This window comes from Amycolatopsis balhimycina FH 1894, assembly GCF_000384295.1.
In the GTDB taxonomy this organism is placed as follows: Bacteria; Actinomycetota; Actinomycetes; order Mycobacteriales; family Pseudonocardiaceae; genus Amycolatopsis; species Amycolatopsis balhimycina.
This window is the reverse complement of the sequence record NZ_KB913037.1, coordinates 9,694,884-9,719,376: the sequence shown is the minus strand read 5'-3', so window position 1 is coordinate 9,719,376 and position 24,493 is coordinate 9,694,884. Positions and strand designations below refer to the sequence as shown.

General features: G+C 71.6%; 21 protein-coding genes and 1 pseudogene. 12 read left to right on the top strand and 10 right to left on the bottom strand.

The window, feature by feature from the left end:
• Positions 1-134 precede the first annotated feature (134 nt).
• Positions 135-1,364, bottom strand: coding sequence for an HNH endonuclease signature motif containing protein (locus A3CE_RS0144825; RefSeq protein WP_020646656.1), 1,230 nt, complete (start codon positions 1,362-1,364; stop codon positions 135-137).
• Positions 1,365-1,664: 300 nt separating this feature from the next.
• Between A3CE_RS0144825 and A3CE_RS52810 the strand changes: the two are divergent.
• Positions 1,665-3,173: pseudogene (locus tag A3CE_RS52810) on the top strand (ArnT family glycosyltransferase).
• A gap of 52 nt (positions 3,174-3,225) precedes the next feature.
• Here the strand turns inward: A3CE_RS52810 and A3CE_RS53815 are convergent.
• Both A3CE_RS53815 and coaE read right to left on the bottom strand, forming a co-directional pair.
• Positions 3,226-4,221, bottom strand: a complete 996-nt coding sequence (locus A3CE_RS53815; protein WP_020646653.1) for an LppU/SCO3897 family protein — start codon at positions 4,219-4,221, stop codon at positions 3,226-3,228.
• Positions 4,222-4,367: 146 nt separating this feature from the next.
• Positions 4,368-5,552, bottom strand: coding sequence for a dephospho-CoA kinase (gene coaE / locus A3CE_RS0144810; RefSeq protein WP_026469473.1), 1,185 nt, complete (start codon positions 5,550-5,552; stop codon positions 4,368-4,370).
• 188 nt (positions 5,553-5,740) lie between these two features.
• Between coaE and A3CE_RS0144805 the strand changes: the two genes are divergently transcribed.
• A complete protein-coding gene (locus A3CE_RS0144805; protein WP_026469472.1) occupies positions 5,741-5,989 on the top strand; it encodes a hypothetical protein in 249 nt (82 codons plus the stop codon).
• Between the two features lie 7 nt (positions 5,990-5,996).
• On the opposite strand, the gene A3CE_RS0144800 is transcribed toward A3CE_RS0144805, so the two are convergent.
• Complete coding sequence (locus A3CE_RS0144800) at positions 5,997-6,443, bottom strand: OsmC family protein (protein ID WP_020646650.1); 447 nt, start codon at positions 6,441-6,443, stop codon at positions 5,997-5,999.
• Positions 6,444-6,581: 138 nt separating this feature from the next.
• Here A3CE_RS0144800 and A3CE_RS0144795 point away from each other — a divergent pair, with 138 nt between their 5' ends.
• Entirely contained in the window at positions 6,582-7,217 is a 636-nt protein-coding gene (locus tag A3CE_RS0144795; RefSeq protein ID WP_026469471.1) for a TetR/AcrR family transcriptional regulator, read from the top strand.
• 83 nt (positions 7,218-7,300) lie between these two features.
• On the opposite strand, the gene rpsA is transcribed toward A3CE_RS0144795, so the two are convergent.
• Entirely contained in the window at positions 7,301-8,803 is a 1,503-nt protein-coding gene (rpsA, locus tag A3CE_RS0144790) for a 30S ribosomal protein S1 (protein WP_020646648.1), read from the bottom strand.
• A gap of 329 nt (positions 8,804-9,132) precedes the next feature.
• Between rpsA and A3CE_RS0144785 the strand changes: the two genes are divergently transcribed.
• The 6 genes from A3CE_RS0144785 to A3CE_RS0144760 all read left to right on the top strand — a co-directional run bounded on the left by A3CE_RS0144785 (position 9,133) and on the right by A3CE_RS0144760 (position 15,124).
• Positions 9,133-9,984, top strand: coding sequence for a class I SAM-dependent methyltransferase (locus tag A3CE_RS0144785; RefSeq protein WP_020646647.1), 852 nt, complete (start codon positions 9,133-9,135; stop codon positions 9,982-9,984).
• Positions 9,981-10,892 carry a GNAT family N-acetyltransferase gene (locus tag A3CE_RS0144780; RefSeq protein WP_020646646.1) on the top strand — a complete coding sequence of 304 codons (912 nt, stop codon included), beginning with the start codon at positions 9,981-9,983 and terminating at the stop codon, positions 10,890-10,892. The genes A3CE_RS0144785 and A3CE_RS0144780 overlap by 4 nt, the downstream gene beginning before the upstream one ends.
• Before the next feature lie 23 nt (positions 10,893-10,915).
• Positions 10,916-11,836, top strand: coding sequence for a GNAT family N-acetyltransferase (locus A3CE_RS0144775; RefSeq protein WP_026469470.1), 921 nt, complete (start codon positions 10,916-10,918; stop codon positions 11,834-11,836).
• 122 nt (positions 11,837-11,958) lie between these two features.
• Entirely contained in the window at positions 11,959-12,660 is a 702-nt protein-coding gene (locus A3CE_RS0144770) for an ABC transporter ATP-binding protein (protein ID WP_020646644.1), read from the top strand.
• Positions 12,657-14,555: a YhgE/Pip family protein gene (locus tag A3CE_RS0144765; protein WP_020646643.1), complete on the top strand. Its 1,899-nt coding sequence runs from the start codon at positions 12,657-12,659 to the stop codon at positions 14,553-14,555. Before A3CE_RS0144770 ends, A3CE_RS0144765 begins: the two co-directional genes overlap by 4 nt.
• Positions 14,552-15,124, top strand: coding sequence for a TetR/AcrR family transcriptional regulator (locus A3CE_RS0144760; protein ID WP_020646642.1), 573 nt, complete (start codon positions 14,552-14,554; stop codon positions 15,122-15,124). Before A3CE_RS0144765 ends, A3CE_RS0144760 begins: the two co-directional genes overlap by 4 nt.
• Here the strand turns inward: A3CE_RS0144760 and A3CE_RS0144755 are convergent.
• The gene (locus A3CE_RS0144755; protein WP_043791444.1) at positions 15,121-15,882 is read right to left on the bottom strand and encodes an AraC family transcriptional regulator; all 762 of its coding nucleotides are present in this window, start codon (positions 15,880-15,882) and stop codon (positions 15,121-15,123) included. The two genes, A3CE_RS0144760 and A3CE_RS0144755, sit on opposite strands and share 4 nt — an antisense overlap.
• Before the next feature lie 90 nt (positions 15,883-15,972).
• On the opposite strand from A3CE_RS0144755, the gene A3CE_RS0144750 reads away from it, so the two are divergent.
• Positions 15,973-16,902 (top strand): NADP-dependent oxidoreductase, encoded by a 930-nt coding sequence (locus A3CE_RS0144750; protein WP_020646640.1) that lies wholly within the window; start codon positions 15,973-15,975, stop codon positions 16,900-16,902.
• Between the two features lie 141 nt (positions 16,903-17,043).
• On the opposite strand, the gene A3CE_RS0144745 is transcribed toward A3CE_RS0144750, so the two are convergent.
• From A3CE_RS0144745 to polA, 3 genes are all read right to left on the bottom strand, one after another.
• Positions 17,044-18,645 (bottom strand): trypsin-like peptidase domain-containing protein, encoded by a 1,602-nt coding sequence (locus A3CE_RS0144745; RefSeq protein WP_020646639.1) that lies wholly within the window; start codon positions 18,643-18,645, stop codon positions 17,044-17,046.
• 131 nt (positions 18,646-18,776) lie between these two features.
• Positions 18,777-19,301, bottom strand: a complete 525-nt coding sequence (locus A3CE_RS0144740; RefSeq protein ID WP_020646638.1) for an EF-hand domain-containing protein — start codon at positions 19,299-19,301, stop codon at positions 18,777-18,779.
• Between the two features lie 102 nt (positions 19,302-19,403).
• Positions 19,404-22,145, bottom strand: a complete 2,742-nt coding sequence (gene polA, locus A3CE_RS0144735) for a DNA polymerase I (protein ID WP_020646637.1) — start codon at positions 22,143-22,145, stop codon at positions 19,404-19,406.
• A 62-nt stretch (positions 22,146-22,207) separates the two neighbouring features.
• Between polA and A3CE_RS0144730 the strand changes: the two genes are divergently transcribed.
• Both A3CE_RS0144730 and A3CE_RS0144725 read left to right on the top strand, forming a co-directional pair.
• Entirely contained in the window at positions 22,208-22,648 is a 441-nt protein-coding gene (locus tag A3CE_RS0144730; RefSeq protein ID WP_020646636.1) for a PaaI family thioesterase, read from the top strand.
• A gap of 5 nt (positions 22,649-22,653) precedes the next feature.
• Entirely contained in the window at positions 22,654-23,625 is a 972-nt protein-coding gene (locus A3CE_RS0144725) for a LysR family transcriptional regulator (protein ID WP_020646635.1), read from the top strand.
• On the opposite strand, the gene A3CE_RS0144720 is transcribed toward A3CE_RS0144725, so the two are convergent.
• Positions 23,591-24,361 (bottom strand): alpha/beta hydrolase family protein, encoded by a 771-nt coding sequence (locus A3CE_RS0144720; RefSeq protein WP_020646634.1) that lies wholly within the window; start codon positions 24,359-24,361, stop codon positions 23,591-23,593. The two genes, A3CE_RS0144725 and A3CE_RS0144720, sit on opposite strands and share 35 nt — an antisense overlap.
• Positions 24,362-24,493 lie beyond the last annotated feature (132 nt).

Sequence of the window (24,493 nt, the reverse complement as noted above, 5' to 3'; positions counted from 1 at the left end):
TCCTCCCGCTTCCGTAGCAGAGTTCCCGGATACCCGCGGCCGGCGGGCCGAACCGGATCGGACTGGATCCACCGGGCATGACCTCGTGGGTGTAGGCCCGTAGCCGTGTGGCTGCGGGCCTGTCCCCTATTCGGTTACGCCGCGACGGGCAGCGGTTGGTGGAGATTGTTTCGCCTGGGTTTTCGCCGCTTGTCCAAGAAGATCGGCGGCAGGAACTCCGGGAGACCGTCGGCGGCGATGCGGACTTCCCACCCGGAGCGATGCAACAGCCTGTGGTGGTGAGCGCACGTCAGCACCAGATTCCCCAGCTCCGTCGGACCACCATCCGCCCAATGGCGGACGTGATGGCCCTGACAGTGGCGGGGTGGGCGATGACACCCAGGAAATGCGCAGCCCCGGTCGCGCAGATACAGGGCGTGCCGGAGTGCGGGGCTGACCAGGCGACGCAGGCGCCCCAGGTCCAGCGGTTCGCTCTTCGTACCGAGGACCGCGGGGATGATGTTGCAGTCACAGGCATGCAACCGGGCCTCCGCCGCCGAGATCGTCCCGACATCACCGAGCAGCGCGGTGCCCACCCCGGACTTCAAATCCTCCAAGGAGACCGTGACCATCACGTGCGCGCGTTCACCGGCCTGCCTCGGCAACTCCGGAGAATTCAACGCCAGATCGACCGCGTCGGAGAACGCATCACCGTAACGTTCCTGCGGCGAGCGCAGGTCTGGGCCCTCGTCGGTGCTGCGGCGCTGCGCGAGAGAGTCGAGGAGCGCGCTGGCGCGGGCGCCGGTCTCATCGTCGAGTTTGCCGCTGATCTCCCACATCCCGGTTCTCTTACGCCGCAACGACAGTTCCCGGGTCGGGATGGCGATTTCGGTGTCGTCCGGCTCGGTGCCGTCGGGGTCGAGATGGGCCAGGATCCGGGCGCCCAGGGCAGCGACCTGCCGATGCCCGGCCTCCTCAGCAAAGCCGAGCAGATGCTGCTCGGCACCCTCACGATGCTCAGGCGGAACATCCTGCAACACCCCGACAATCACATCGATCATCGGGTCACTCAACCGCCCCGACCGAGCCACAACCCCAGTCGCAGCAGCGATCGCGGGAATCGGAGCGCCATCAAGGCTCACACCGGGATTGACCGCCCGCGCCCGCTTCACCATCCGCTCGGCCGAGGACTTCGGAACATCAGCCAGATGCTCGAGAAGGCGGGGGACCGATCGGTAACCGAACAGCTCCAGCACACCGCGCTGCTCGATCTCCACCAACAACGCCCCAACTTCAGCCTCAGCAGACCGGATGGACGCGAACAGGGCACCGAGACGGCCGGCGAGTGCCACCGCATCGGCTTGCCAGATCACGCGTTCGGCCATAACTCAAGAATACCGCCAATCGAACACCTGTCATCACACGATCAGGTACCACCAAAGCCAACCTGTCACAGCACCGGAACACCGACGAGAAAAGACGGAAGGGCTCGGTGCGTGGGGAATCGGCGTTGCCGACCACAACGAGAAAACAACCCGAGGAGCGCCGATTCTCCACGCCACGGCGAAGCCGCATCTTGAAACCCAGCCACAAGAGATGTAACCGAGGTCACCACCCACACGATGCAAGGAACCCCACCCACGTAGGGTGCGAGAAGAACGCCGACAGAGGAACAAAGGAGCACAATGGACGGCGTAGCCACGGCCACCGACGAGGCGAAAGCCGAACTGGCGCCGTTAGCCCGGCTACCGGTCCTGCTGCTCGCGGCAGGACCGGCAACGGCACTGCTGCTCACAGCAGGCCGCTACGGCTACTTCGGTGACGAGCTGTACTTCCTCGCGGCCGGCAGGCACCTGGCCTGGGGATACGCCGACCAGCCACCTCTGGTGCCGGCACTGGCCTAGGCGATGAACGCCCTGGCCCCGGGCTCGCTAGTGGTGTTCCGGCTACCGGCGATCCTCGCGACAGCGGCCGGGGTAGTCGTCACCGCGCTGACAGCGCGCGAACTCGGCGGAAAACGCAAGGCGCAGGCCCGCGCGGCGGCGGCGTACGCGATCTGTGGGCAGTTCGTCGGCAGCGGCCACTACCTCGCCACGTCGACGATCGACCCGCTGCTGTGGACGCTCGTGCTGTGGCTGCTGGTCCGCTGGGTCCGCACCCGGAACGACGCCCTGCTGGTCTGGCTCGGCGTCGTGACGGCCGTGGCGCTCAACGACAAGCTGCTCATCGCGGCCTTCTGGGCAGTGACCGCGTTCGCGGTGGCCGTGTTCGGCCCGCGAGAGCTGCTGCGCCGCCCCCAGCTCTGGCTGGGTGCCCTGATCGCCGCGGTCTCGCTGGTGCCCACGCTCCTGTGGCAGCGCGCGAACGGCTGGCCGCAGCTCGGCATGGGGGACGCGGTCGGCGCCGAGGTCGACGCCGCCGGCGGCCGCGCGAGCTTCGTCCCGAACCTGCTGGCCGGCGCCGGGTGGGTGATCGGCGCGCTCGGGGTGCTCTACGGCGTCGCCGTGCTGCTCGGGAGCAAGCAGCTGCGGCCCTACCGGTTCCTCGGCTGGACGGCGCTGGGTGTCGTCACGGTCTTCCTCGTCGCGAACGGGCGGTACTACTACGCGGCCGGGATGTTCGGCGTGCTGTGGGCGGCCGCCGCCGTGCACTTGGAGGCCAGGGAGCCCGCGCTGTGGTGGCGGTGGGTGCCGACCTGGCCCGTTTTCGTCGTGTCCGCCCTGTTCAGCCTGCCGTTCACGCTGCCGGTCTGGCCGGCGCACTGGCTCGTCGAGCACCCGGATGTGCCGCGGCCCGCCTACGCCGCCGAGGAGATCGGCTGGCCGGACCTCGCCGACGACGTCGCCGCGCTGCACCGGACCGCGCCCCCGGGGACGGCGATCGTCACCGGCGGCTACTGGCAGGCGGGTGCCCTCAGCCGGTACGGGCCCGAGCGCGGGCTGCCCGAGGCGTACAGCCCCAGCCGGGGCTTCTGGTACTTCGGCCGTCCGGCCGACGACGCCGGCAACGTGCTCTTCGTGGGCTACGACCCGTCGAAGCTCGCGAAGTACTTCGGTGACACCAGGATCGTCGGGCAGGTCGGCAACCGGCTCGGCGTGCGCAATGCGAGCGAGCACATGCCGGTCTGGCAGCTCACCGGCCGGACCGCGAGCTGGGCCGAGATCTGGCCGCGGCTCAAGGACATGAAAGCCTGAGTGGTCGGTTCCGGAAGTTCCCCGAAACACTTCCGAAACCGCCCACCAAGCCCTACTTCTTGACCGACTGCATGCAGTAGGTGGTCACCGCGAAGGAGCCCTTCATGCTCCAGGAAGCCGCCTGGTCGGCGCCGGGGAAGTCCTTGCAGATCTCCTCGACGGTCTTCGACAGACCGTCCATCTTGGTCAGGCCGTCCACCTGACCGAGCACCTTCGCCGCACCCTTCTTGCAGGGGGCGAGGTGGAGCTCGTCGTTGGCGCCGGTCGCCATGCACTCGCCGACGGCGGGCTTCCGGTTGTCCGGGTTCTTCAGGTCTTCCAGGCACAGGACCTTCGACGACAGGCTGCCCTGCCGCTTCCACTCCATCGAGGCGGCCGCGGACGGGACCTTGGCGCAGACCGCGGTCGTGAGCCCGCCCAGCGCGCCGCCGTCCTCGACACCGGCGACCTTGTAGCTCGCCTCCGGTCCACACGGGACCTTTTCGGTGTGGGCGGCATCGGAGAGGTCTCCCTTGACGCAGTCACCCACCACCGGCATGCCCTTGCCCGGGTTCTTCACGTCCTCCAGGCAGAGCAACGTGCCCTCCGAGGACTTGACGCCCTCCCAGTACGCGACGGTCGCGGTCGGGAACTGGTCACAGCCGCCGCCGACGGTCAGTGCCAGCTGAGACTGGTTCGCGACCTTGCCGACGATCTTGTAGCTGGCCTCCGGGCCACAGGCCACCGAGGTCACGCTGTCGGCGTTGTCCGTGTTGCCCTTGAGGCAGTCGCCGACGTTGCTGCTCTTGGCCGTGGACGAGGTCAGCCCGATCACGACCACGACCGCGAGGAACACGAGGGGAACACCGATCCGCAGCGCGAGTTTGAGGCCACCACGCTTCTTGGGCGGCAAGCCGAGCGGCGGAGGCGTCGGGTACGGCGCGGGCGGGTACTGCGCGGATGGGTACGGCGCGGACGGGTACGGCGGCAGGGCAGCCCCCGAGGCCGGGGGCCCGAAGGGATTCGCTTCCGGCGCGGGCTGCTGCGGTCTGTCTTCGGGCATCGTCATGGAAGGTCTCCCCCAGGTCTGAGCATGATTGCCAGCAGATCTTAGCCGGAGTTCAGTCTGTCGCCCCAGCCCGGATTGGCGCGACGCGCGTCCTGGGCGCCGCGCAGCGGGATTCCCCCGCCCCCCAACGATTCCAGGCGCGACCGCTAAGGCGTCCAGCCGGTGGCCGCGGCCCACTTCTCCGCCCGGCCGAACGCGGCGTTCACCCACTCCTGCTTCTCGTCGGCGTAGGCCTCGACCGTGCCGTCGGCGGCGTGCGCCTCGGCCAGCCGCAGCTTCACGTCGCGGTAGTCGTCGCGCTCGTCCGGGTTCGCGCGCAGGAAGTCGCGGAAGAGCAGCGCGAGCCGCCACGCCGGCGTCTCCACCGACCGGACGTGCAGGTTCACCGGGCGCTTCGGGTCGGCGCCGACGTGCAGGCACTTGGGCCACGGCTCGCCGCCGTCCTGGGCGTCGTCGCACCAGTCGCCCTCCAGCCGGGGGAAGCCGGCGTCGGACAGCAGCTCCCGCAGCGTGTTCGCGTCGTCCAAAGTGGACACCGTGAGCTGCAGGTCGAGGACGTCCTTGGCGGGCAGGCCGGGGATGGCCGTCGACCCGATGTGGTCGGCGCGGCGGGCCGGCTCCCCCGCCACCGCGCGGACTCGGGCGAGGACGCGCTCGGCCTGCGCCGGCCAGGTGAGGTCGTACGCGGCGATCTTCGGCGACATCGGCGGCCGCGGCCGGCGCAGCCGGACGTTCGCCTCGAACGGCACCAGCCGGTCCGCCCACAGCGCGTCGACCTCGGCGAGCACGGCGTCTTCGGCACCGCCGTTGTCCAGCCAGACGTCGGCGACGGCGCGGCGCTGCTCGGCGCTCGCCTGCGCCCGGATGCGCGCCCGCGCGTCCTCCTCGGCCATCCCCCGGGCCGAAACCAGCCGCCGCACCCGCACCTCGACCGGCGCGTCGACGACCACGACCAGGTGGTAGGCCGTGGCCAGCCCGTTCTCGACCAGCAGCGGGATGTCGTGGACGACGATCGCGTCCGGCTTCGCGGCGGCCATCAGCTCGCCGGTTCGGGCGCCGACCAGCGGGTGCACGATCGCGTTGAGCCGGCGCCGCGATTCATCGTCGGCGAACGCCTTCGCGGCGAGCACGGGCCGGTCGAGCGAGCCGTCCGCGGCGAGGATCCCAGGGCCGAACTCCCCGACCAGCCGGGCCAGTCCCTCGGTGCCGGGCTCGACCACCTCCCGCGCGATCCGGTCGGAGTCCACCAGCAGGGCGCCGTGTTCGGCGAGCCGGTTCGCCACGGTCGACTTGCCTGCCCCGATCCCACCCGTCAACCCCACACGCAACATGCCGATCACCCTAGTCACGCACGACAGCGCGCCCGGCGGGACGTCGGCGACGCAGAGGAACGGGCGATCCGCAAGTCGATCGTGACGCGTGACTCAACCGATATACGGACACGCCGCGTTGCTTACCCACCTTGCCCGCCGCCAGTGCGTACGGTGCGCGCGACGAGGTCGTCCACGCGGAGGAACCGATGGCGGACAGCAAGCACGCCGGGAGGCACCGGCTCGGCACGCCGGGGCTGGTGCACTGCGTTCTTCATCGCCCGGTGGCCGACGCACTGGCGGACTACCGCCGCACCTGGCTGAGCGCCCTGCTGGTCCCGGCCAAGCACAGTTTCGCCGGCCTTCGCCGCAAGGCTCGCGCCGCCGCGCTCGAGCGCATCTGGGTGCCGGCCGTCCGCCCGCGCACCCCGGTCGCGGTGGTCGCGCGCGCCGCCTGACCGCCGCTCAGCGACCGGTCTCGCGCGTCTCGATCGCGATCTCCGACGACAGCGTGCGGTGCACCGGGCACTTGTCGGCGATCAGCATGAGCCGGGCCCGCTGGTCGTCGTCGAGGTCGCCGTCCAGTTCGATCTCGCGGGTGATCCGGCTGAGCATGCCCCGCTCGGTTTCACACCGTTCGCAGTCCTCGGCGTGGATGCGGTCGTGCCGCAGCCGGATCGTCGCCCGGGTCAGCGGGATGCCCTTGCGGTCGGCGTACATCCGCAGTGTGATCGCCGTGCACGAACCCAGCGAAGCGAGCAGCAGCTCGTACGGGTTCGGGCCGGCGTCCACGCCGCCGACCGCGACGGGTTCGTCGACGAGCAGTGTGTGCGTCGCCGTCGTGACCTGCTGTGTGTAGGTGCCGTCGCCGGTCGCCGTGACGACGACCGTGCCGGGCTCGGGGTGGTTCATCAGTGTCCGTCCCTCCCGGGGACGCCGCACATCCGGACATCCCGCGCATTCCCAAGACCGGGGCGGATATCGTATCTTCTGCTGCGGATGGGTCACCCGGACGCCGCTTGCGCCCGGCTGCTGCGAAGGGGGTGCGCCGTGGCCACCAGGCATTTGCCGACGCGGCCGGCCGAACAGGGCAGCCGCGAACGCCATCTCGACGCGGCGTTGTCCGTGCTGCTGGACCGGGGTGTCCCGGGCCTGACCGTGCGCGGCGTGGCCGAGGCCGCCGGCGCGTCGACCCTCTCGGTGTACGCCCGCTTCGGCGGCCGCGCGGGCCTGCTCGACGCCCTGTACGAGCGCACTTTCGACTCGCTGCGGGAGCTGCTGGAGGGGCTGCCGCCGTCGAGCCCGGACGGTGTCGGCGACCTGCTGCACCTGGCGCTCGAATACCGGGGCTTCGCCCTGGAGAGCCCGGCCCGCTACGGGCTGATGTTCGAACGCCCGGTCCCCGGCTTCGACCCGGACCCGGCCCTGCGGTCGGCGGTGCTGCGGACGACGTTCGGCATGTTCATCGCCCGGGTCAACCTGGTGTGCCCGCCGGGTGCGGACGCCCGCTCGACGGCGTACCAGCTGTGGACGGCCATGCACGGCCTGGTCAGCGCGGAGCTGATGCTGGCTTCGCGGACGCCGTTGCCCGACTGGTTCATCCCGCCGACCGAAGAGGCGCACGAGCAGATGTACCGCCAGGCGGTGACGGCGATGATGACCGGCCTCGGCCTGCGCAACCGCTGACCGGCAGAGCAAAAGACCGAACGACGGAACCCCCGGTCCGAAGTGGACCGGGGGTTCCGTGGTCTAGCTCAGAGCGCTAGTGCTCACGCACCACCGGAGAGCTTCTCGCGGAGCGCCGCGAGCTGCTCGTCGGAGGCGAGGGTGCCACCGCTGCTCTTCGTGTCGGCCGGGGCCGAGCCCGAGGAGGTGTAGCTTTCCGCGCCACCCTCGATGCCGGTCGCCGCGTCGGCAGCCGCTTCCGCGTCCGCCTCGACAGCCTTCACGACCTGCTTCATGTGGGCCTCGTAACGAGTGTGCGCCTCGGCGTACTGGCGCTCCCACTCCTCACGCTGCTTGTCGAAGCCTTCCTGCCACTCCTGGGTGTCCGGGTCGAAGCCTTCGGGGTAGATGTAGTTGCCCTCGGCGTCGTACTCGGCGGCCATGCCGTACTGGGTCGGGTCGAACTCGGTGTCCGGCGTGACACCCTCGTTCGCCTGCTTCAGCGACAGCGAGATGCGACGACGCTCGAGGTCGATGTCGATGACCTTGACCATGACGTCGCCGTTGACCTGGACGACCTGCTCCGGGATCTCCACGTGGCGCTCGGCCAGCTCGGAGATGTGGACCAGGCCCTCGATGCCCTCTTCGACGCGCACGAACGCACCGAACGGAACCAGCTTGGTGACCTTGCCCGGCACGATCTGACCGATCGCGTGGGTGCGGGCGAACTGGCGCCACGGGTCTTCCTGGGTCGCCTTCAGCGACAGCGAGACGCGCTCGCGGTCCATGTCGACGTCCAGGACCTCGACCGTGACCTCCTGGCCGACCTCGACGACCTCGGACGGGTGGTCGATGTGCTTCCAGGACAGCTCGGAGACGTGCACCAGGCCGTCGACGCCACCCAGGTCCACGAAGGCACCGAAGTTGACGATGGACGACACGACGCCCTTGCGGACCTGGCCCTTGGCGAGCGCGTTGAGGAACTCGCTGCGCACCTCGGACTGGGTCTGCTCGAGGTAGGCGCGGCGGGACAGGACCACGTTGTTGCGGTTCTTGTCCAGCTCGATGATCTTCGCCTCGAGCTCGCGGCCGACGTACGGCTGCAGGTCGCGCACGCGGCGCATCTCGACCAGGGACGCGGGGAGGAAGCCGCGCAGGCCGATGTCCAGGATGAGGCCACCCTTGACGACCTCGATGACGGTGCCCTTGACGGGCTCGTCCTTCTCCTTGAGCTCCTCGATCGTGCCCCAGGCGCGCTCGTACTGCGCGCGCTTCTTGGACAGGATCAGACGGCCTTCCTTGTCCTCCTTCTGGAGAACGAGGGCTTCGACCTCATCGCCGACGGTGACAACCTCAGCCGGGTCGACATCGTGCTTGATGGAGAGCTCACGCGAGGGGATGACACCCTCGGTCTTGTAGCCGATGTCGAGCAGGACCTCGTCGCGGTCGACCTTGACGATCGTGCCTTCGACGATGTCGCCGTCGTTGAAGTACTTGATCGTCTTGTCGATAGCCGCGAGGAAATCTTCCTCCGACCCGATGTCGTTGATGGCGACCTGCGGGGCCGCGTTCGGGGCGGTCGGGGCGATGGCGGTGTCGGTGGTCATTAGGCGGGTTGCTCCGGTGGATGGGAATCGAGGGTTGGCAGTTGTCAGCGCGATGTGTCGGCGCGATGGGAGCATACGACGACCCTGCGAGCAAACGTCCACCATGAACGACCGCGGCATTGACCCCGCATACGGTGCGCGACCCGAGTCCCAACCAGAAGCTGAGCGGAAGGCAGCGCGAACCCACTGCGCTAACACTTATCCTACGCGGCAGCCGCTAGGCGGCACAATCAGGGTCCCCCGTCGATCGCTAAGGTCCTCGCGGAAGCAAACCGCACGTACGAGGACGCAGGTGGAGCAAGCAGGCCACCGGGACCGGAGACACCATCATGCCACCGGAGGAGCCACCCGCGCCGGGGCGCCACGACGCCGCCGAGCACCGGCTGGGCACCACGGCGGTCGCCTACCGCGAGGTCGGCGGGCCGGAGGCCGCGGCCGCGAACCTCGCGTGGTGGGACGCCGACGCCGACGACTACCAGGCCGAGCACGGCGGGTTCCTCGGCGACGCCGACTTCGTCTGGTGCCCGGAGGGCGTGCGGGAGGCGGACGCCCGGCTGCTCGGCGACGTCCGGGGCAAGCGCGTGCTGGAGGTCGGCTGCGGGCAGGCCGCGTCCTCGCGCTGGCTGGCGGGCCAGGGCGCGCACGCCGTGGCGACCGACCTGTCGGCGGGCATGCTCCGCCACGCGCGGGCGGGCAACGAGCGCACCGGCCTCGCCGTGCCGCTGGTGCAGGCCAACGCCGAGCACCTGCCGCTGGCGTCCGGCAGCTTCGACGCGGCCTGCTCGGCCTTCGGCGCGGTCCCGTTCGTGGCGTCGGTGGACGCGGTCTTCGCCGAGGTCCACCGGGTGCTGCGGCCCGGCGCGCCGTGGGTGTTCTCGGTGACTCACCCGATGCGGTGGATCTTCCCCGACGACCCGGGCCCGCAGGGCCTCACCGTCACCCAGCCGTACTTCGACCGCACGCCGTACGTCGAGGTCGACGACGACGGCACCGCCACCTACGTCGAGTACCACCACACCCTCGGCGACTACGTCCGCGCGCTGGCCACGGCCGGGTTCACGCTGACCGACCTGGTCGAGCCGGAGTGGCCCGAAGGGCACACCCGGGTCTGGGGCCAGTGGAGCCCGCTGCGCGGCCGGCTCTTCCCGGGCACCGCGATCTTCCGCACGCACCGCTCGTGAACCCCCTGGAGGCGGAGCAGAACGCGCGCTTCGCCGCGCTCGATCCGCTGCTCCCGCCGATCGCGGCGCCGCCGGCGGCGAGCGAGCCGCTGCTGACGGCCGCGGGCGGCCGGAAGGCGGGCGGGCTGCTGACGCACGTCGTGCACGCCACGGGGGCGTGGCCGGCGCTGTGGGGGCCGTCGGAGATCTGGGACCTGACCGCGGTGCCGGGCGACAGCGGCGCGGCGGGCCTCGCCGCGCTGCTGGGCGCGTGGCGCGACCGGATGCGCGGGACGCCGGCCGGCCCGGACTCCGGCTGCACGCTGACCTGGCCGAGCCGCGACGCCGAGGCGTCGGCGGTGCTGCTGGCGCACGGGTTCGCGCCGATGACGTGCCTGGCGGTGCGGGCCGCCGTCCCGCCCGGGGCGCCGGGGCCGGCCCGGGTGACCGTCCGCCTCGCCGGGGAGGGCGACATCGACGCGCTGACCGAACTGCGGCTGGCGGAGTGGCGCTACACGTCGCTGGTCGGCACCGCGGTGCCGCGGCCGCGCGCGCGGGCGCTGCTGCGCGCCGAAGTCGTCCGTTCCCTGCGCTTCAGCGGCCTGGTCTGGCTCGCGGAGGACGACGGCGTACCGGCGGGGATGGCCTCCTGCGCGCTGGCCTCGCCGTCACCGGGCGACAGCATGCACGGACGGCTGTTCCCGGGCCGCTGGGGGTACGTCGACACGCTGTCGGTCGCGCCCGCGGCGCGCGGCGGCGGGGTCGGCCGGGCACTGATGGCGGTGGCGCACGACGACCTGCTCGGCCGGGGCGTGCGCGGCACGTTCCTGTTCTACCACCCGCCGAACCCGCTCTCGCCGGTGTTCTGGCACCGGCAGGGCTATCGTCCACTGTGGACCATGTGGATCCGGCGCCCCGCCTGGTCCTGATCTCGCACTCTCCGGGGGGAACCATGGACATCGCCGAGCCGCTGCTCGCGGCGCACCGGGCGCGCTTCGCGGCGGTCGACGCGCTGCTGCCGCCCGCCCCGCCACCGGCCGATGGCGAGCGCCTCGACGCGGCGACCGCGGACGGCACGCAGGTCACCGGGGTGCTGCAGCGGCACCGGCTCGCGCCCGGCGACGTCCCGATGCTGTGGTCGGCCGCCGACACGTGGCAGTTCTTCCCGTACTTCGGCGACACCGGCACCGAAGGCGCGGACCTCCTGCTGCGCGCCCTGAAGGGCCGCCTGGAGACCGAGGAGACCGGCGACGACTCGGCGTGCGTGGTCGTCTGGCCCAGCCGGGACGCCGAGGCGATCCGCGCCTTCCTCGACCACGGGCTCGTCCCGCTCTCCGCCATCGGCGTACGCACCGCTCCCCCGGCCGGCGCCGAGCCGGGGGTCACCATCCGCCGGGCCGGGCCCGGCGACTTCGCCGCGGCGCTGGAATTGGCCGTGGCGACGTTCGACTACACCGGGCTCGTCGCCGCGCCGCGCCGGGACAACACGGCCGAGCTGCTCGCGCCGTCGCTGCGGGACGCTCTCGCCGAGGACGAGCCGGCCGTCTGGCTGGCCGAAGAGGACGGCGAAATCCGCGCGCTCGCGCACTGCGCGTGGGTGGACACGCTGCCGGACACCGAAGCGGGTGAGCTGCTCCCGACAGGACGCTGGGGGTACGTGAACAACGTCGTGACCGCCCCCGGCGAGCGCGGCGGCGGGTTCGGCCGGGCGCTGATGGCCCACGTGCACCGGGAGCTGCACCGGGGCGGCGCGACCCGCACGTACCTCTACTACAACCCGACCAACCCGCTGTCCTCGGTGTTCTGGCACCGGCAGGGCTATCGTCCACTGTGGACGGCCTGGGAGGTGCGCCCGGCGGCGGCGCTGCGCTGACCCACGATCTGGTGAGCCACCCACAAGTGTGACGTGCGTCCGGTGATCTTGCCGCCGGCGCCCGCCGGGACTAGCTTTTGAACTGACCGGTCAGTTCAAAAGTTCTCGAAGCGGGAGAAACCGTGCAGGTCCGAGCCGATCGGGTGTCCCTCGAAGGGCACCACGGCACCTTGTTACCGCCCACCTCGCTGACCGTCGGCGAGGGCGACCTGGCGATCGTGCACGGCGAACCCGGCGTCGGCGTCACGGCGTTCGGCCTGGCGCTGGCCGGGCGGCTCAAGCCGACCACCGGCACGGTGCACGCCGAGGGCGTCGACGCGGGCCTGCCCGAGCTCGTCGCGGTCGTCGACGCGCCCGGTGTCAGCGAGCCCGACGACGCCCTGCCCCTGCGTGTGGTCGTCGGCGAAGAGCTGGCGCTGGCCCACCGCCCGGCGGGCAAGGAGGACGTCGCCCGCTGGCTCGCCGGCCACGACGCCGCGCCGTTCGCCGGCACGCGCTTCGAGAACCTCACACCGGTGCTGCGCACGCGGCTGCTCACCGAGCTGGCCGCGGAGCGCAAGGGCGTGCGCGTGCTGGTGCTCGACACCCCGGACCGGCACACGAGCGACGTCGACGGCTGGGCCGGGCTGGCGCGCGAGCAGGCCGAGCGCGGTTTCGCCGTGGTCGTGCTGGCCGCGACCACCCCGCTGTCCGCGCTCCCCTTCGCACCCGCGCGCATCGGCGCCACCGAGCAGCCCGAGCCGCGGCACCACTCCCCCGAACCCAGCCCCGAACCCGAACCCACCGAAGAGCTCACCGTGAGCACTGACGGAGACCCCGCATGAACGCCTTCCGGATCGCGCGCAACGAGCTGCGCCGCCTCTCCACCGGCACGTTGCCGAAGCTCGCCTTGGTCGCGCTCGTCCTGGTGCCGCTGCTCTACGCGTCCTTCTACCTCTACGCGAACTACGACCCGTACGGCCGGCTCGACAAGCTGCCCGCCGCGGTCTTCACCAGCGACACCGGCGCGAAGGACTCCAGCGGCCAGCAGCGCAACGTCGGCCGCGAGGTGACCGACGAGCTGGTCAAGTCCGGCACCTTCCAGTGGCACGAGGTGTCCGAGCCGGACGCGCGCGACGGCGTCCGCGACGGCAAGTACTCCTTCGCGATCGGTATCCCGAGCGGCTTCTCCGCGTCGCTGCTTTCGGTCGGCAACTTCCAGCCGCAGCAGGCCACGATCACGCTGACCACCAACGACGCCAACAACTACCTGTCCGGCACGATCGCCAAGCAGGTCGCCGAGCAGGTCCGCAAGACGATCGCCGAAAAGGTCGGCAGCGAGGCCGCGGACCGGTTCCTGGTCGGCTTCTCCACGATCTACGGCAAGATCCAGGAGGCCTCGACGGGCGCGTCGCAGCTCGCCGACGGTGCCACGCAGCTCAAGTCCGGGCAGCAGCAGCTCGCCGACGGCGCCGCCAAGCTCGCGGACGGCTCGTCGACGCTGGCGACCGGCCTGAGCACGTTGAAGAGCGGTACCGCTGCCCTGCCCTCGCAGACGCAGCAGCTCGCCGGCGGCGCTTCGCAGGTGGCCGCCGGGGACCAGAAGGTCGCCGACGCGGCGTCGATCGCGGCGAACGCGTCGTCCGACATCCAGGGCAAGCTCGACTCCTACCGCACCCAGCTGCAGACGGACCTGCGCGACGCGGGGGTGCCGGACGCCCAGGTGCAGGCGATCCTGGCCAAGGCCGACCAGCTGCGCTCCCCCGTCGACCAGGCGAACAGCAAGATCCAGCAGGCCAACGGCGACCTCGCGAAGCTCGCCGACGGCGCCCGCCAGGTGTCCGACGGCGCGGCCAAGCTCGCCGCGGCGTCCCCGCAGCTGGCGAGCGGCATCGCCCAGGCGTCCGACGGCGCGAACCAGCTGCGTGACGGCGCTTCGCAGCTCAACGACGGCGAGAAGACCGCCGTGAACGGCACGAACCAGCTCGCGGACGGCGCGGTGAAGCTGCGTGACGGTCTCGCGGCCGGGCTCAAGCAGATCCCGAACCCCGACGACCCGACCCGCGCGGCGACGGCCAACACGATCGCGGACCCGGTGGCGGTGAACGCCAACGGCGAGGCGTCGGCGGGGACGTACGGCGCCGGCCTCGCGCCGTTCTTCATCTCGCTGGCCACCTGGATCGGCGCGTTCGTGCTCTTCCTGATCCTGCGCCCGCTCTCGACGCGCGCGCTGACCGCGGGCGCGGCGCCGTTCCGGGTCGCGGTCGGCGGCTGGCTGTCCTCCGCGCTGCTGGGCACCGCGCAGGTGGTCGTCCTGTTCGGCGCGGTGACCTGGCTGGTCGGCATCCACATCGCCCACCCGCTGCCCGCGATCGGGTTCGCCGTGCTGGTGTCGCTGACGTTCACCTCGGTGGTGCACGCGCTCAACGCGTTCTTCGGCGCGGTCGGCAAGTTCCTCGGGCTGGTGCTGCTGGTCCTGCAGCTGGTCAGCGCGGGCGGCACGTTCCCATGGCAGACGATCCCGGACGCGCTGTACCCGCTGCACGTGGTGCTGCCGATGGGCTACGCGATCGACGGCTTCCGCCACCTGTTCTACAGCGGCGCCACGACGACGCAACTGCTCGGCGACATCGGGGTCCTGCTGGCCTACCTCGTGGGCGGGGTCCTGGTCTCGACCCTGGCCGCGCGGAAGCGTCGCGTTTGGACGGTGTCCGCGCTCAAGCCCGAGCTGAGCCTGTGAGCGGCGGGACGAAGCAGAAGCTCTTCGAGGCCACCCTGGAGCTCTCGAAGAGCCGTGGCCTGGTGGGGCTGACCGTCGACGACATCGCCGCGGCGGCAGGCGTCGCGAAGGGCACGGTGTACTACAACTTCGGGTCCAAGGACGGGCTGGTCGACGCGCTGCTGCGGTACGGCGTCGACATGCTCGCCGGGCGGCTGCGCGCGGCGGTGACGGACGCGGACCCGCTGGAAGTGATCGAGGCCCAGGTCGACACGACGCTGGAGTTCATCGCCCGGTACCCGGGGTTTTCGCAGATCCTGGTGAGCGAGCTGTGGCGGACGCCGGGCCAGTGGCACGGCACGCTGTCGTTGCTGCGCGAGGAGATCATCTCGATCGTGAAGCACCAGCTCGCGCGGCTGGAGGACGCCGGCCGCCTGCCCGCGGGAGTGGAGATCCCGACCGCGGCGGCCGGGCTGTTCGGCACGATGCTGGTGGTGGCGCTGGACTGGCAGGTGTTCGGGCCCCAGCGGACGCGCACCGAGGTCCGTGACGCGGTGATGGTGCTGATCCGCGGCTTGGGCCGCCGCTAGCCGGCGGCGCGCGCTTGTGCCCGGTACCGGCCGGGTGTCCGGCCGACGAGAGTGGTGAAAGCTTCGATGAAGCTGGTCGGGTTCGCCCAGCCCAGCCGCGTCGCCGTGTCGGTGACCGAGGTGCCCGCGCAGAGTTCGAGCAGCGCGCGCTGAACGCGCAGCAGCGTGCGCCACTGGTGGAAGCTCATCGACAGCTCGCTGCCGAACAGCCGGCTGAGGGTTCGTTCGCTCGCACCGGTCCGGCGTCCCAGCTCGGCCAGGGTCGCCGGGCTCGCCGGATCGGCGTGCAGCAGATCGGTGACGGCCTTGAGGCGCGCGTCGCCGGGCTCCGGGAGGCGCAGGGGTTCCTGCGGGGCACGAGCGAGCTCCGTGATGACCACCTCGAGCAGCAGACGGGCGCGGGAGCTGCCGGCCGGTTCGTGGTCGCCGAGCACCGCCAGGTAGGCCTCGCGCAGCAACGCACTGGCCGCGAACACCGAGGGCTGCGCCGGCAGCCGCCCGGCCAGTGCCGCCGGAACCCGGAGCAGCCCGACCACGGTCTGCCCGTGTGAGCGGCTGCTGTGCACGTGGAACGGCGGCACCCAGGTGACGCGGTTCGCCGGCGCCACCCAGGTGCCGGCCGCGGTCGTGGTGACCAGTGCCCCGGAGGTGGCGTACCTGAGCTGGCCGAAGTCGTGGAAGTGCGCGGCGACGTCCGCACCGTGGGCCAAGGGCCCGCAGACAGCCGCATCGTCGGTCGAGGGCACCGGCTGGGTCACGGCATCCACCCTAGCCAAATTGGCGGGTTGCCGGAGAATTCCGGCGGGACACCGGTGGTACGCCTTCGTCGCGGCGGCCATCGTTGAGGCATGCGAGTCATCACCCAGCACACGCTCGGCGGCCCCGAGGTCCTCACCATCGTGGACGCACCCGAGCCCCGGCCCCTGCCGACCGAAGTTCTCGTCCGGGTCAAGGCGATCGGGCTGAACCCCCTGGAACCCCGTCTGCGCGCCGGCGAATTCCCGCTGCTCGGCCCGCCGCCGTTCGTCCTCGGCTGGGACATCAGCGGCGTGGTCGAGGCGGCGGCGCAGACGTGGCGGTTCCGGCCCGGCGACGAGGTGTTCGGGATGCCGCTGTTCCCGCGGGCGGCCGGCGCGTACGCCGAGTTCGTGGCCGCGCCGGCGTTGCACCTGGTGCGCAAGCCCGCGTCGCTCTCCCACGTCGAGGCGTCGGCGTTGCCGGTCGTCGGGCTGACGGCGTGGCAGGGCCTGGTCGACCTCGGCGGCGTGACCGAGGGCGACCGCGTCCTGATCCACGGCGGAGGCGGCGGGGTCGGCCACGTCGCGATCCAGATCGCGAAATCACTGGGCGCGCACGTGATCACCACCGCCGGCGCGGGCAAGCGGGAGTTCGTCGAAGGCTTGGGCGCCGACGAGGTCGTCGACTACACGGCGGCCGACTTCACCGAGGTGGTCGGCGACGTCGATCTCGTGCTCGACACGCTCGGCGGCGACACCGCTTCGCGCTCGCTCGGCGTGCTCCGGCCGGGCGGGCACCTCGTGACGGCGGTCGCCGAGGAGGACACGGCACTCATCGCGAAGTTCGAGGCGGCCGGCATGCGCTTCAGCGGCATCGCGGTCGAACCCGATCCGGTCGCCCTGCGCCACTTGGCCGCGCTGGTCGAACAGGGCAAGCTCCGGGTCCACGTGCAGGAGACGTTCCCGTTCGAGCGCATCGCCGACGCACACCGGCTGATCGAGCGCGGTCATCTCCGGGGCAAGATCGTCCTCACCGTCTGATGCTCCCGGGCATGGGCCGCGGGGGCGCCCCCGTTTTCCACGCTACCGGCCGCCACCGACAGTTTCGGCGCCGCAAGTTCGTGAAGGCCACCTTGAGGAACTCTATGTTCCTCAAGGTGGCCTTCACGGAATCGAGCAGGCTCAGCCGCGGTCCTCGATGCGGGCCCGGACCGCCGCCGCATAGCTGTCGACTGCCGTGGCCGCCGCCGTCAGCTCGCAGGGGCCGTCGATCAGCAGCCGCTTCGCCGGGAGGTACGCCTGCTCCAGGTCGGGGTCGCCCAGCAAGCCTTGTTCGCGGGCGAGCTGGTTGTCGGCGGCCAGGCGGGCGCGCAGCTCCTCGCGGCGCGCGACCAGGCCGTCCAGCACCGCGCGCTGGCGGCGGCCGTCCTCGACCGCCGGGGCCACGGCGTGCTCGTGGCCGTCGATGTGGCGCTCGACCCACTCGGCGTCGCCGTCGACCTCCGCCGAGCGAAGCTGCTTCAGCGCGCTCCGCAGCCGTTGGGCCCGGGCCGGCAGCATCGCGACGCCGGTGAAACGGGTCGCCACGCGCAGCTGGTACGCCTCGATCTCGGCGAGCTCCTCCACCGCCTTGGTGAGCACCTCCAGCCGGCCGGCGAGGTCGTCCGGGGCCGGGCGGGCACCGTTGGTGCTCGCGCGCACGGCCGCCACCCCGGGCGAGGACTCCTCCCGGAAACCGAGCAGCAGGCGCAAGCCGAGCTCGGCCGCGCGCCCGGCGAGCGGGGCGAGCACCTCGCCGACGAGCCGGTCGGGCTCGGCGGAGTCGTCGATCGCGTCGACGACCAGCGTGCGGCCGGCGACGCCGGTCGTGAGCCGGTCGGCGATCCGGTGCCGGACGGCGTCCGCGGTGCGGCCGGTCGCGTCGACCGCCAGGTCCACGCTGCCCGCCGGCGGCATCGGGCCGAGCGCGGGCGGCAGGCCGGGCACGCCGAGGGACCGTTCCCGGTCGGCGAGGACGATGCCGAACCGCAGTGCCGCGGCGGTCGGCGAACCGGCCTCGCCGGTGTCGACGACCCAGACCGTGCCCGGCTCGGCCTTGGCGAACCAGTCGACGACGCGCTGCACGAAGGAGACGTCGACGGCTTCGCCCACCGGGCGCGAGAAGCTGGCGTCGACGGCCGGGCCGCCCGAGGCCCAGATGCTGAGCTGGGGCAGGTGCCCGAGCATGGTCTCGACGGGCACCATCCAAGTACCGGTGTCCTTGCCGACGACCATGCCGACGAAGTGGCCGGTCGCCTCGTCGAGCACCGCCGTGCCGCCGAAGCCGGGGCCGAGCGATTCGGCCTCGGCGGTGCGGAACAGGCGGACCCACTCGCCGCCGGTCTGTTCCGGGCCGCCGAGCCGGGCGTGCATCCAGCGGCCGACCGAACCCGGCGGGAAGCCGAAGACGCGGACGAGCTGGTGCTCGCCGAGGGGCATCCGGTGCAGCGGGGCACGGAACACGCGGGATTCGGGGCGTTCCAGGCGCAGCAGGGCGAGATCGCCGTGGCCACCACCGTCGGAAGGCACCCAGCAGCCCTCGACCACGGCCGCGGCTCCGGGCAGTGCCTCGGCCAGGCCGACGAAGTCGACGCTCAGCGCGGCTCGCGGACCTCCGGCGGTCTCGACGACGTGCGCGCTGGTGAGCACGTGGTACTCGTCGAGTACCGTGCCCGCGCCGCACACCCGGCCGAGTTCGTCGTGCAGCCGGACTCGCCAGCGTCGTCGCTCACGCTCGAACCCCATTCGGCGGACCCTACGCCGTGATCGCCGGGGTGTGGGCGCCGACCTCCCTACCCAGCGGTAATGGCTCACCCGAACGGAGTCCTCCGTTGGTCGGAACGCCGAGCGGTGTTGCGCACACGTGAGTATTCCGGTCAGACGCGTCCGAAAATCCGGCTGCCGGGAGCGGCCGGGTTGTCACCCGCCCAGAACTCGTACCAGTGCCCGGTGAACTCGTCTCGGGAGAGACGGCCGTCGCCGTCGAGGCCGAGGTGGGCGAAGACTTCGCCGTCCGGGGTGGCACCGCTCCAGGCCTCGATCATGCGGCGATACTCGGGCACCGAGATGACACCGTCGCCGTTTTCGTCGACGGCTTCGAACATCGCGGCGGCCGTACCGGTGACGGCGCCCGGCATCTTCGGGAGTTCGTCGACGACCTGGAGCACCTGCTCGAGCGTGACCTTGCCGCCGTGGCCGGCGGCGTCGTCCAGGGTGCCCCACCAGCCCATCATGATCGCGGCGAGCCGCTCCCCTTCGGGCGTGCCGGAGTCCGTGCCGCGGAGGCCGAGCCACCTCGCCGTGAGGGCCCGGAAATCGGACTCGGTGAGGTAGCCGTCGTGGTCGGCGTCCAGGGCGCCGAAGACGAGCGAGATCTTGCGCCGCTGGAAGTCACTGGCCATGGCTCCCAGCGTCGCCGCGGCGACGCGCCCCGACGACGTCCGCCCGAGTACTTCGGCGCCACGACCCGGTGATCCGGGTCGTGGCGCTGAGTAGGCACCCGGTCAGTGCGCGGCGTCGTTCCAGGACCGGCCGTAGCCGACCGAAACCTCCAGCGGCACCGCGAGGTCATACGCCGAGCCCATCCCCTGGCGCACGAGCTTCTCCAGCTCGTCCCGCTCGCCGTCGGCGACTTCGAGCACGAGTTCGTCGTGGACCTGCAGCAGGATCCGGCTCTTCAGCTTCGCCTTGACCAGCTCGCGGTGGACGTTGAGCATCGCGACCTTGATGATGTCGGCCGCGCTGCCCTGGATCGGGGCGTTGAGGGCCATGCGCTCGGCCATTTCGCGGCGCTGGCGGTTGTCGCTGTTGAGGTCCGGCAGGTAGCGGCGGCGGCCGAAGACCGTTTCGGTGTAGCCGTTCTTCGCCGCGACGCCGACGACCGAGTGGAGGTAGTCGCGCACCCCGCCGAAGCGGTCGAAGTAGGCCTCCATCTGCGACTTGGCGTCTTCGGTGGAAATCCGCAGCTGCTGCGAAAGCCCGTACGCCGACAGCCCGTACGCGAGGCCGTACGACATCGCCTTGACGCGGTAGCGCAGCTCCGGCGTGATCTCCTCCGGCGGCATCGAGAACGCCCGCGACGCGACGAACGTGTGCAGGTCCTCGCCGCTGTTGAACGCCTCGATGAGGCCCTCGTCCTGCGAGAGGTGCGCCATGATCCGCATTTCGATCTGGCTGTAGTCCGCGGTCATGAGCTCCGTGAAGCCCTCGCCGACGACGAAGGCGTCGCGGATGCGGCGGCCTTCCTCGGTGCGGACCGGGATGTTCTGCAGGTTCGGCTCGGTCGAGGACAGCCGCCCGGTGGCCGCGATCGTCTGCAGCAGCGTGGTGTGGATGCGCCCGTCGTCGGCGACGGACTTGATCAGCCCCTCCACGGTGGTGCGCAGCTTGGTCGCGTCGCGGTGCTCCAGCATGTGCTGCAGGAACGGGTGCTCGGTCTTCTCGAACAGGCCCTGCAGCGCCTCGGCGTCGGTGGTGTAGCCGGTCTTGGTGCGCTTGGTCTTCGGCATGCCGAGCTCGTCGAACAGCACGACCTGCAGCTGCTTCGGCGAGCCGAGGTTGATCTGCTTGCCGATCACCCTGTACGCCTCTTCTGCGGCCTGCGTGACCCGCGAAAGGTAGTGCGCTTCGAGTGTCGTCAGCTGCTCGAGGTCGACGGCGACGCCGGCGATCTCCAGCTCGGTGATGACCTCCAGGAGCGGCAGTTCCAGCTCGGCGAGCAGCTTCGCGCCGCCGATCTGCTCCAGCTCCTTCTCGAGCGCGCCGGCCAGCTCGAAGATGGCGCGGGCCTTGACCAGCTCTTCCTGGATCTCCTTCTGCTCCAAGCCTTCCGCGCCGCCGTCGAGCAGCGACAGCTGACCGTCGCCGCCGTCGGTCTCCGAGCGCAGCTCGCGGTGCAGGTAGCGCAGGGCGAGGTCGTCCAGCTCGAACGTGCGCTGCCCGGGCCGTACCAGGTACGCCGCCAGCGCGGTGTCCATCTCCAGCCCGGCCAGCGCCCAGCCGCGGGCGCGGATCGCGTGCAGCGGGACCTTGAGGTCGTGACCGGTCTTGCGGATCTTCGGGTCGGCGAACCACGCGGCCAGCGCCGCGTCGTCGGCCTGGTCCATCGCCGTGACGTCGACGTACGCGCCTTCGCCGTCAGCCGCCGCGAAGGCGACCGCGCGCAGGTCGGACCGGACCGACGTGCCCACCGTGCGGAAGGCCAGCGCCACCGGACGGCCCTCGCCCGCGTGCGCGGCGAGCCACGCGCCCAGCGCACCGGGCGCGAGCGCCTCGCCCGACACCTCGAAGCCTTCGTCGGCCTCCGGCTCGGCACTCTGCAACGTCGCGAACAGCCTGTCCCGCAACACGCGGAACTCCAGCTCGTCGAACAGCGCGTGCACCGCCTCGCGGTCCCACGGGCGCAGCTCCAGCCCGGCCGGGGCGATCTCCAGTTCGACGTCGCGGATCAGCTCCGTCAGCTGGCGGTTGAGCTGGACCGAGCTGAGGTGCGCCCGCAGCGCGTCGCCGACCTTGCCCTTGACCTCGTCGACCCGGTCGATCAGGTCGTCGAGCGAGCCGAACTGCCTGATCCACTTGGCCGCGGTCTTCTCGCCGACACCGGGGATGCTCGGCAGGTTGTCCGACGGGTCGCCGCGCAGCGCGGCGAAGTCCGGGTACTGCCGCGGGGTGAGCCCGTACTTCTCCTCCACGGCGTCCGGGGTGAACCGGGTCATCTCCGAAACGCCGCGCTTCGGGTAGAGCACGGTGACGTGCTCGGTGACCAGCTGCAGCGCGTCGCGGTCGCCGGTACAGATCAGGACGTCGAAGCCGTCCGCCGTCGCCTGCGTGGTGAGCGTGGCGATGATGTCGTCGGCCTCGAAGTTCTCCTTGACCAGCGACGGGATGCCGAGCACGTCGAGGACCTCCTTGACCAGGTCCACCTGGCCGCGGAACTCGTCCGGCGTCGCGCTGCGGTTCGCCTTGTAGTCGGCGTAGGTCTCCGAGCGGAACGTCTTGCGCGAGAGGTCGAACGCCACCGCCAGGTGGGTCGGCGCTTCGTCGCGCAACAGGTTGATGAGCATCGAGGTGAAGCCGAAGACGGCGTTCGTCACCTGCCCGGTCTTCGTCTTGAAGTTTTCCGCGGGCAGCGCGAAGAACGCGCGGTAGGCCATCGAATGGCCGTCGATCAGCAGCAGCTTCGGCCGCTCGGCGAGGCTGGTGTTTCCTGTGGCGTTGGCAACGGTCGTCTTCTCACTCGGGCTCACGGGCCCGAGTCTAGGCTGAGGGTCCGACACTCTTACGTGTCGCATAGGAACAGGAGCTTTGTGTGACGGAAAGTGCCGCCCCCATCGACGTGGACCGGCTGTCGGGGATCGATCCGGCCGCCGCGGACCAGCAGCTGAACGACAAGGTCGGCATGAAGCTCCTGGAAGCCACCGCCGAACGCGTCGTCGGCACGATCCCGGTCGAGGGCAACCTCCAGCCGTACGGCCTGCTGCACGGCGGCGCCAACGCCGTGCTCGCCGAGGCGCTGGGCTCGACGGTCGCCGCGCTCAACGCGGGCCCGGGTCGCGCGGCGATGGGGCTTGAGCTGTCCTGCACCCACCACCGGGCCGTCCGGTCGGGCACCGTCACCGGCGTGGCGACGCCCCTGCACGTCGGGCGCGGCACCATCACCGCGGAAATCGTGCTGACCGACGACGAGGGCCGCCGCACCTGCACCGCCCGGCTCACCTGCGTCGTCCGGGACCGCCCGCCGGGCGCCTGAGCCCCGTGGACCTCGACGTCGCCCAGGTCCGGGCGTTCGTGGTGACCGCGGAGCAGCGGCACTTCGGGCGGGCCGCCCAGGCGCTGTTCCTCACCCAGCAGGCGCTGTCGAAGCGGATCCGGAAGCTCGAAGACGCCCTCGCGACGCCGTTGTTCCTGCGCACGCCCCGCTCGGTCGAGCTGACCGCCGACGGCGAACGGTTCCTCCCGCACGCGCGCGAGCTGCTACGGGTGGCCGACGCCGCGGTGGCCGCGATGGGTGCCGAGGACCGGCCACTGCGCCTCGACCTCGTCGACCACCGGCTCTCCCCCATGTACCTGCTTCGCCGGCTCGCCGCGCACGAGCCGGGGCTGCGCATCGACCGGGTCGCCGGCCGCGGGTTCGCGAACGCGATCGACCCGCTGCTGTCCGGCGAGCTCGACGCCGCCTTCGGCCGGGTGTCCGGCTGCGGGCGGCCGCTGCCGGACGAGCTGGAGCACCGGCCGGTCCGGCTCGAGCCGCTGGTCGCCCTGCTCGCGCCGGAGCACCCGCTGGCCGGGCAGGACGTGCTGCGGCTCGACGAGCTGCGCGCCGACGGGATCTGGCTGCCCGGGCTCAGCGGCCCCGCCGAATGGCTGTCCTACCTGAAAGAGCTGTGCGAAGAGTTCGCCGTGCCGATCGACGACTCCGGCGTCAGCTACGACCTGCGGCACACGCTCGAGCAGACGCGGTACGGCAAGCGGCGCGTCACGCTGGCCGGCGCCGACATGGAACTGGCCCCTGACCTCAACCTCGAGGTCCTGCCGTTCGAGCCGTCACCGTTGTTCCCGTGGTCGCTGATCTGGCGGCGCGGGAAGGCACACCCGGCGCTGCGCCGGCTGCTGGCCGTGGCCGGGCGCACCAGCCGCGAAGAGGACTGGTGCGCCTACGATCCGGACCACGCCTGGCTGCCGGCCGACGACCTCAGCCTCGCAACCGCCGCGCGAACCACTCGGTGAACGCCGCGTCGACGCGGGCCGCCGCCGGCGTCCCCGGCGGGAACTCGTGCGCCATCCCGCCGACCGCCACCAGCTCGGCGCCCAGCTTGTCGCGCAGCGCCTGCGCCGGCTCCCGCACGGCGACGTCGTCGTCCGCGCCGGTGACCAGCAGCAGCGGCGCGGTCAGCTCGCCGGCCCGGTCCACGTAGTCGTAGCGCGCCGCGACCGCGCGGGACCGCTCGGTCCACGAGTAGGTCACCCCGAAGCGCCGCTCGTTGGCGGCGATCATCGGCGCGAGCTGGACGACCGGGCTGGCCACCGCGGCGGCCGCGATCCCGGCGTCCCCGCGCGCCAGCACCTCCAGGGCCACGATCGCCCCGGCCGAGCCGCCGAACACCCCGAGCGGCCCGGTCGCGCCCGGCAGCCGGTCGCGCAGTTCCGCCAGCGCGGCCGGGAACTCGCCCGCCGCCTGCTCGGTCACCGGCTCGAAGACGTTCAGGACGGCGTCCTCGCTCGCCCGCCGGAAGACCTCTTCGGGACCGCCTTCGGGCAGCCGCGCCCCGGAGAGTGGCAGCCCGAAGTACACGCGCCAGGCCTGGAGGCCCGCCATCGGCACGGCCTCGGCCATCGCCCGTTCACTGGCCGGCACGTCCATCAGGTGCCAGCCCGCCACCAGCGCCGCCGGCGCGTCCGGGTCCGCCGGCGGCACCGCCACGAACGGCACCCCAGCCGCCACACCCTCGACCATCTCGCCCATCCCGCACTCCTTCGTTTCCGGTTCCCCCCAAGCAAACCGCCGGGGAGCCGGGCGGGTCCAACAGCCGTTCCGGCGCCGCCGACAACCGATGGTTGTGACTCCGGACGCAAACCGGCCCCGCACGCCGAAGCG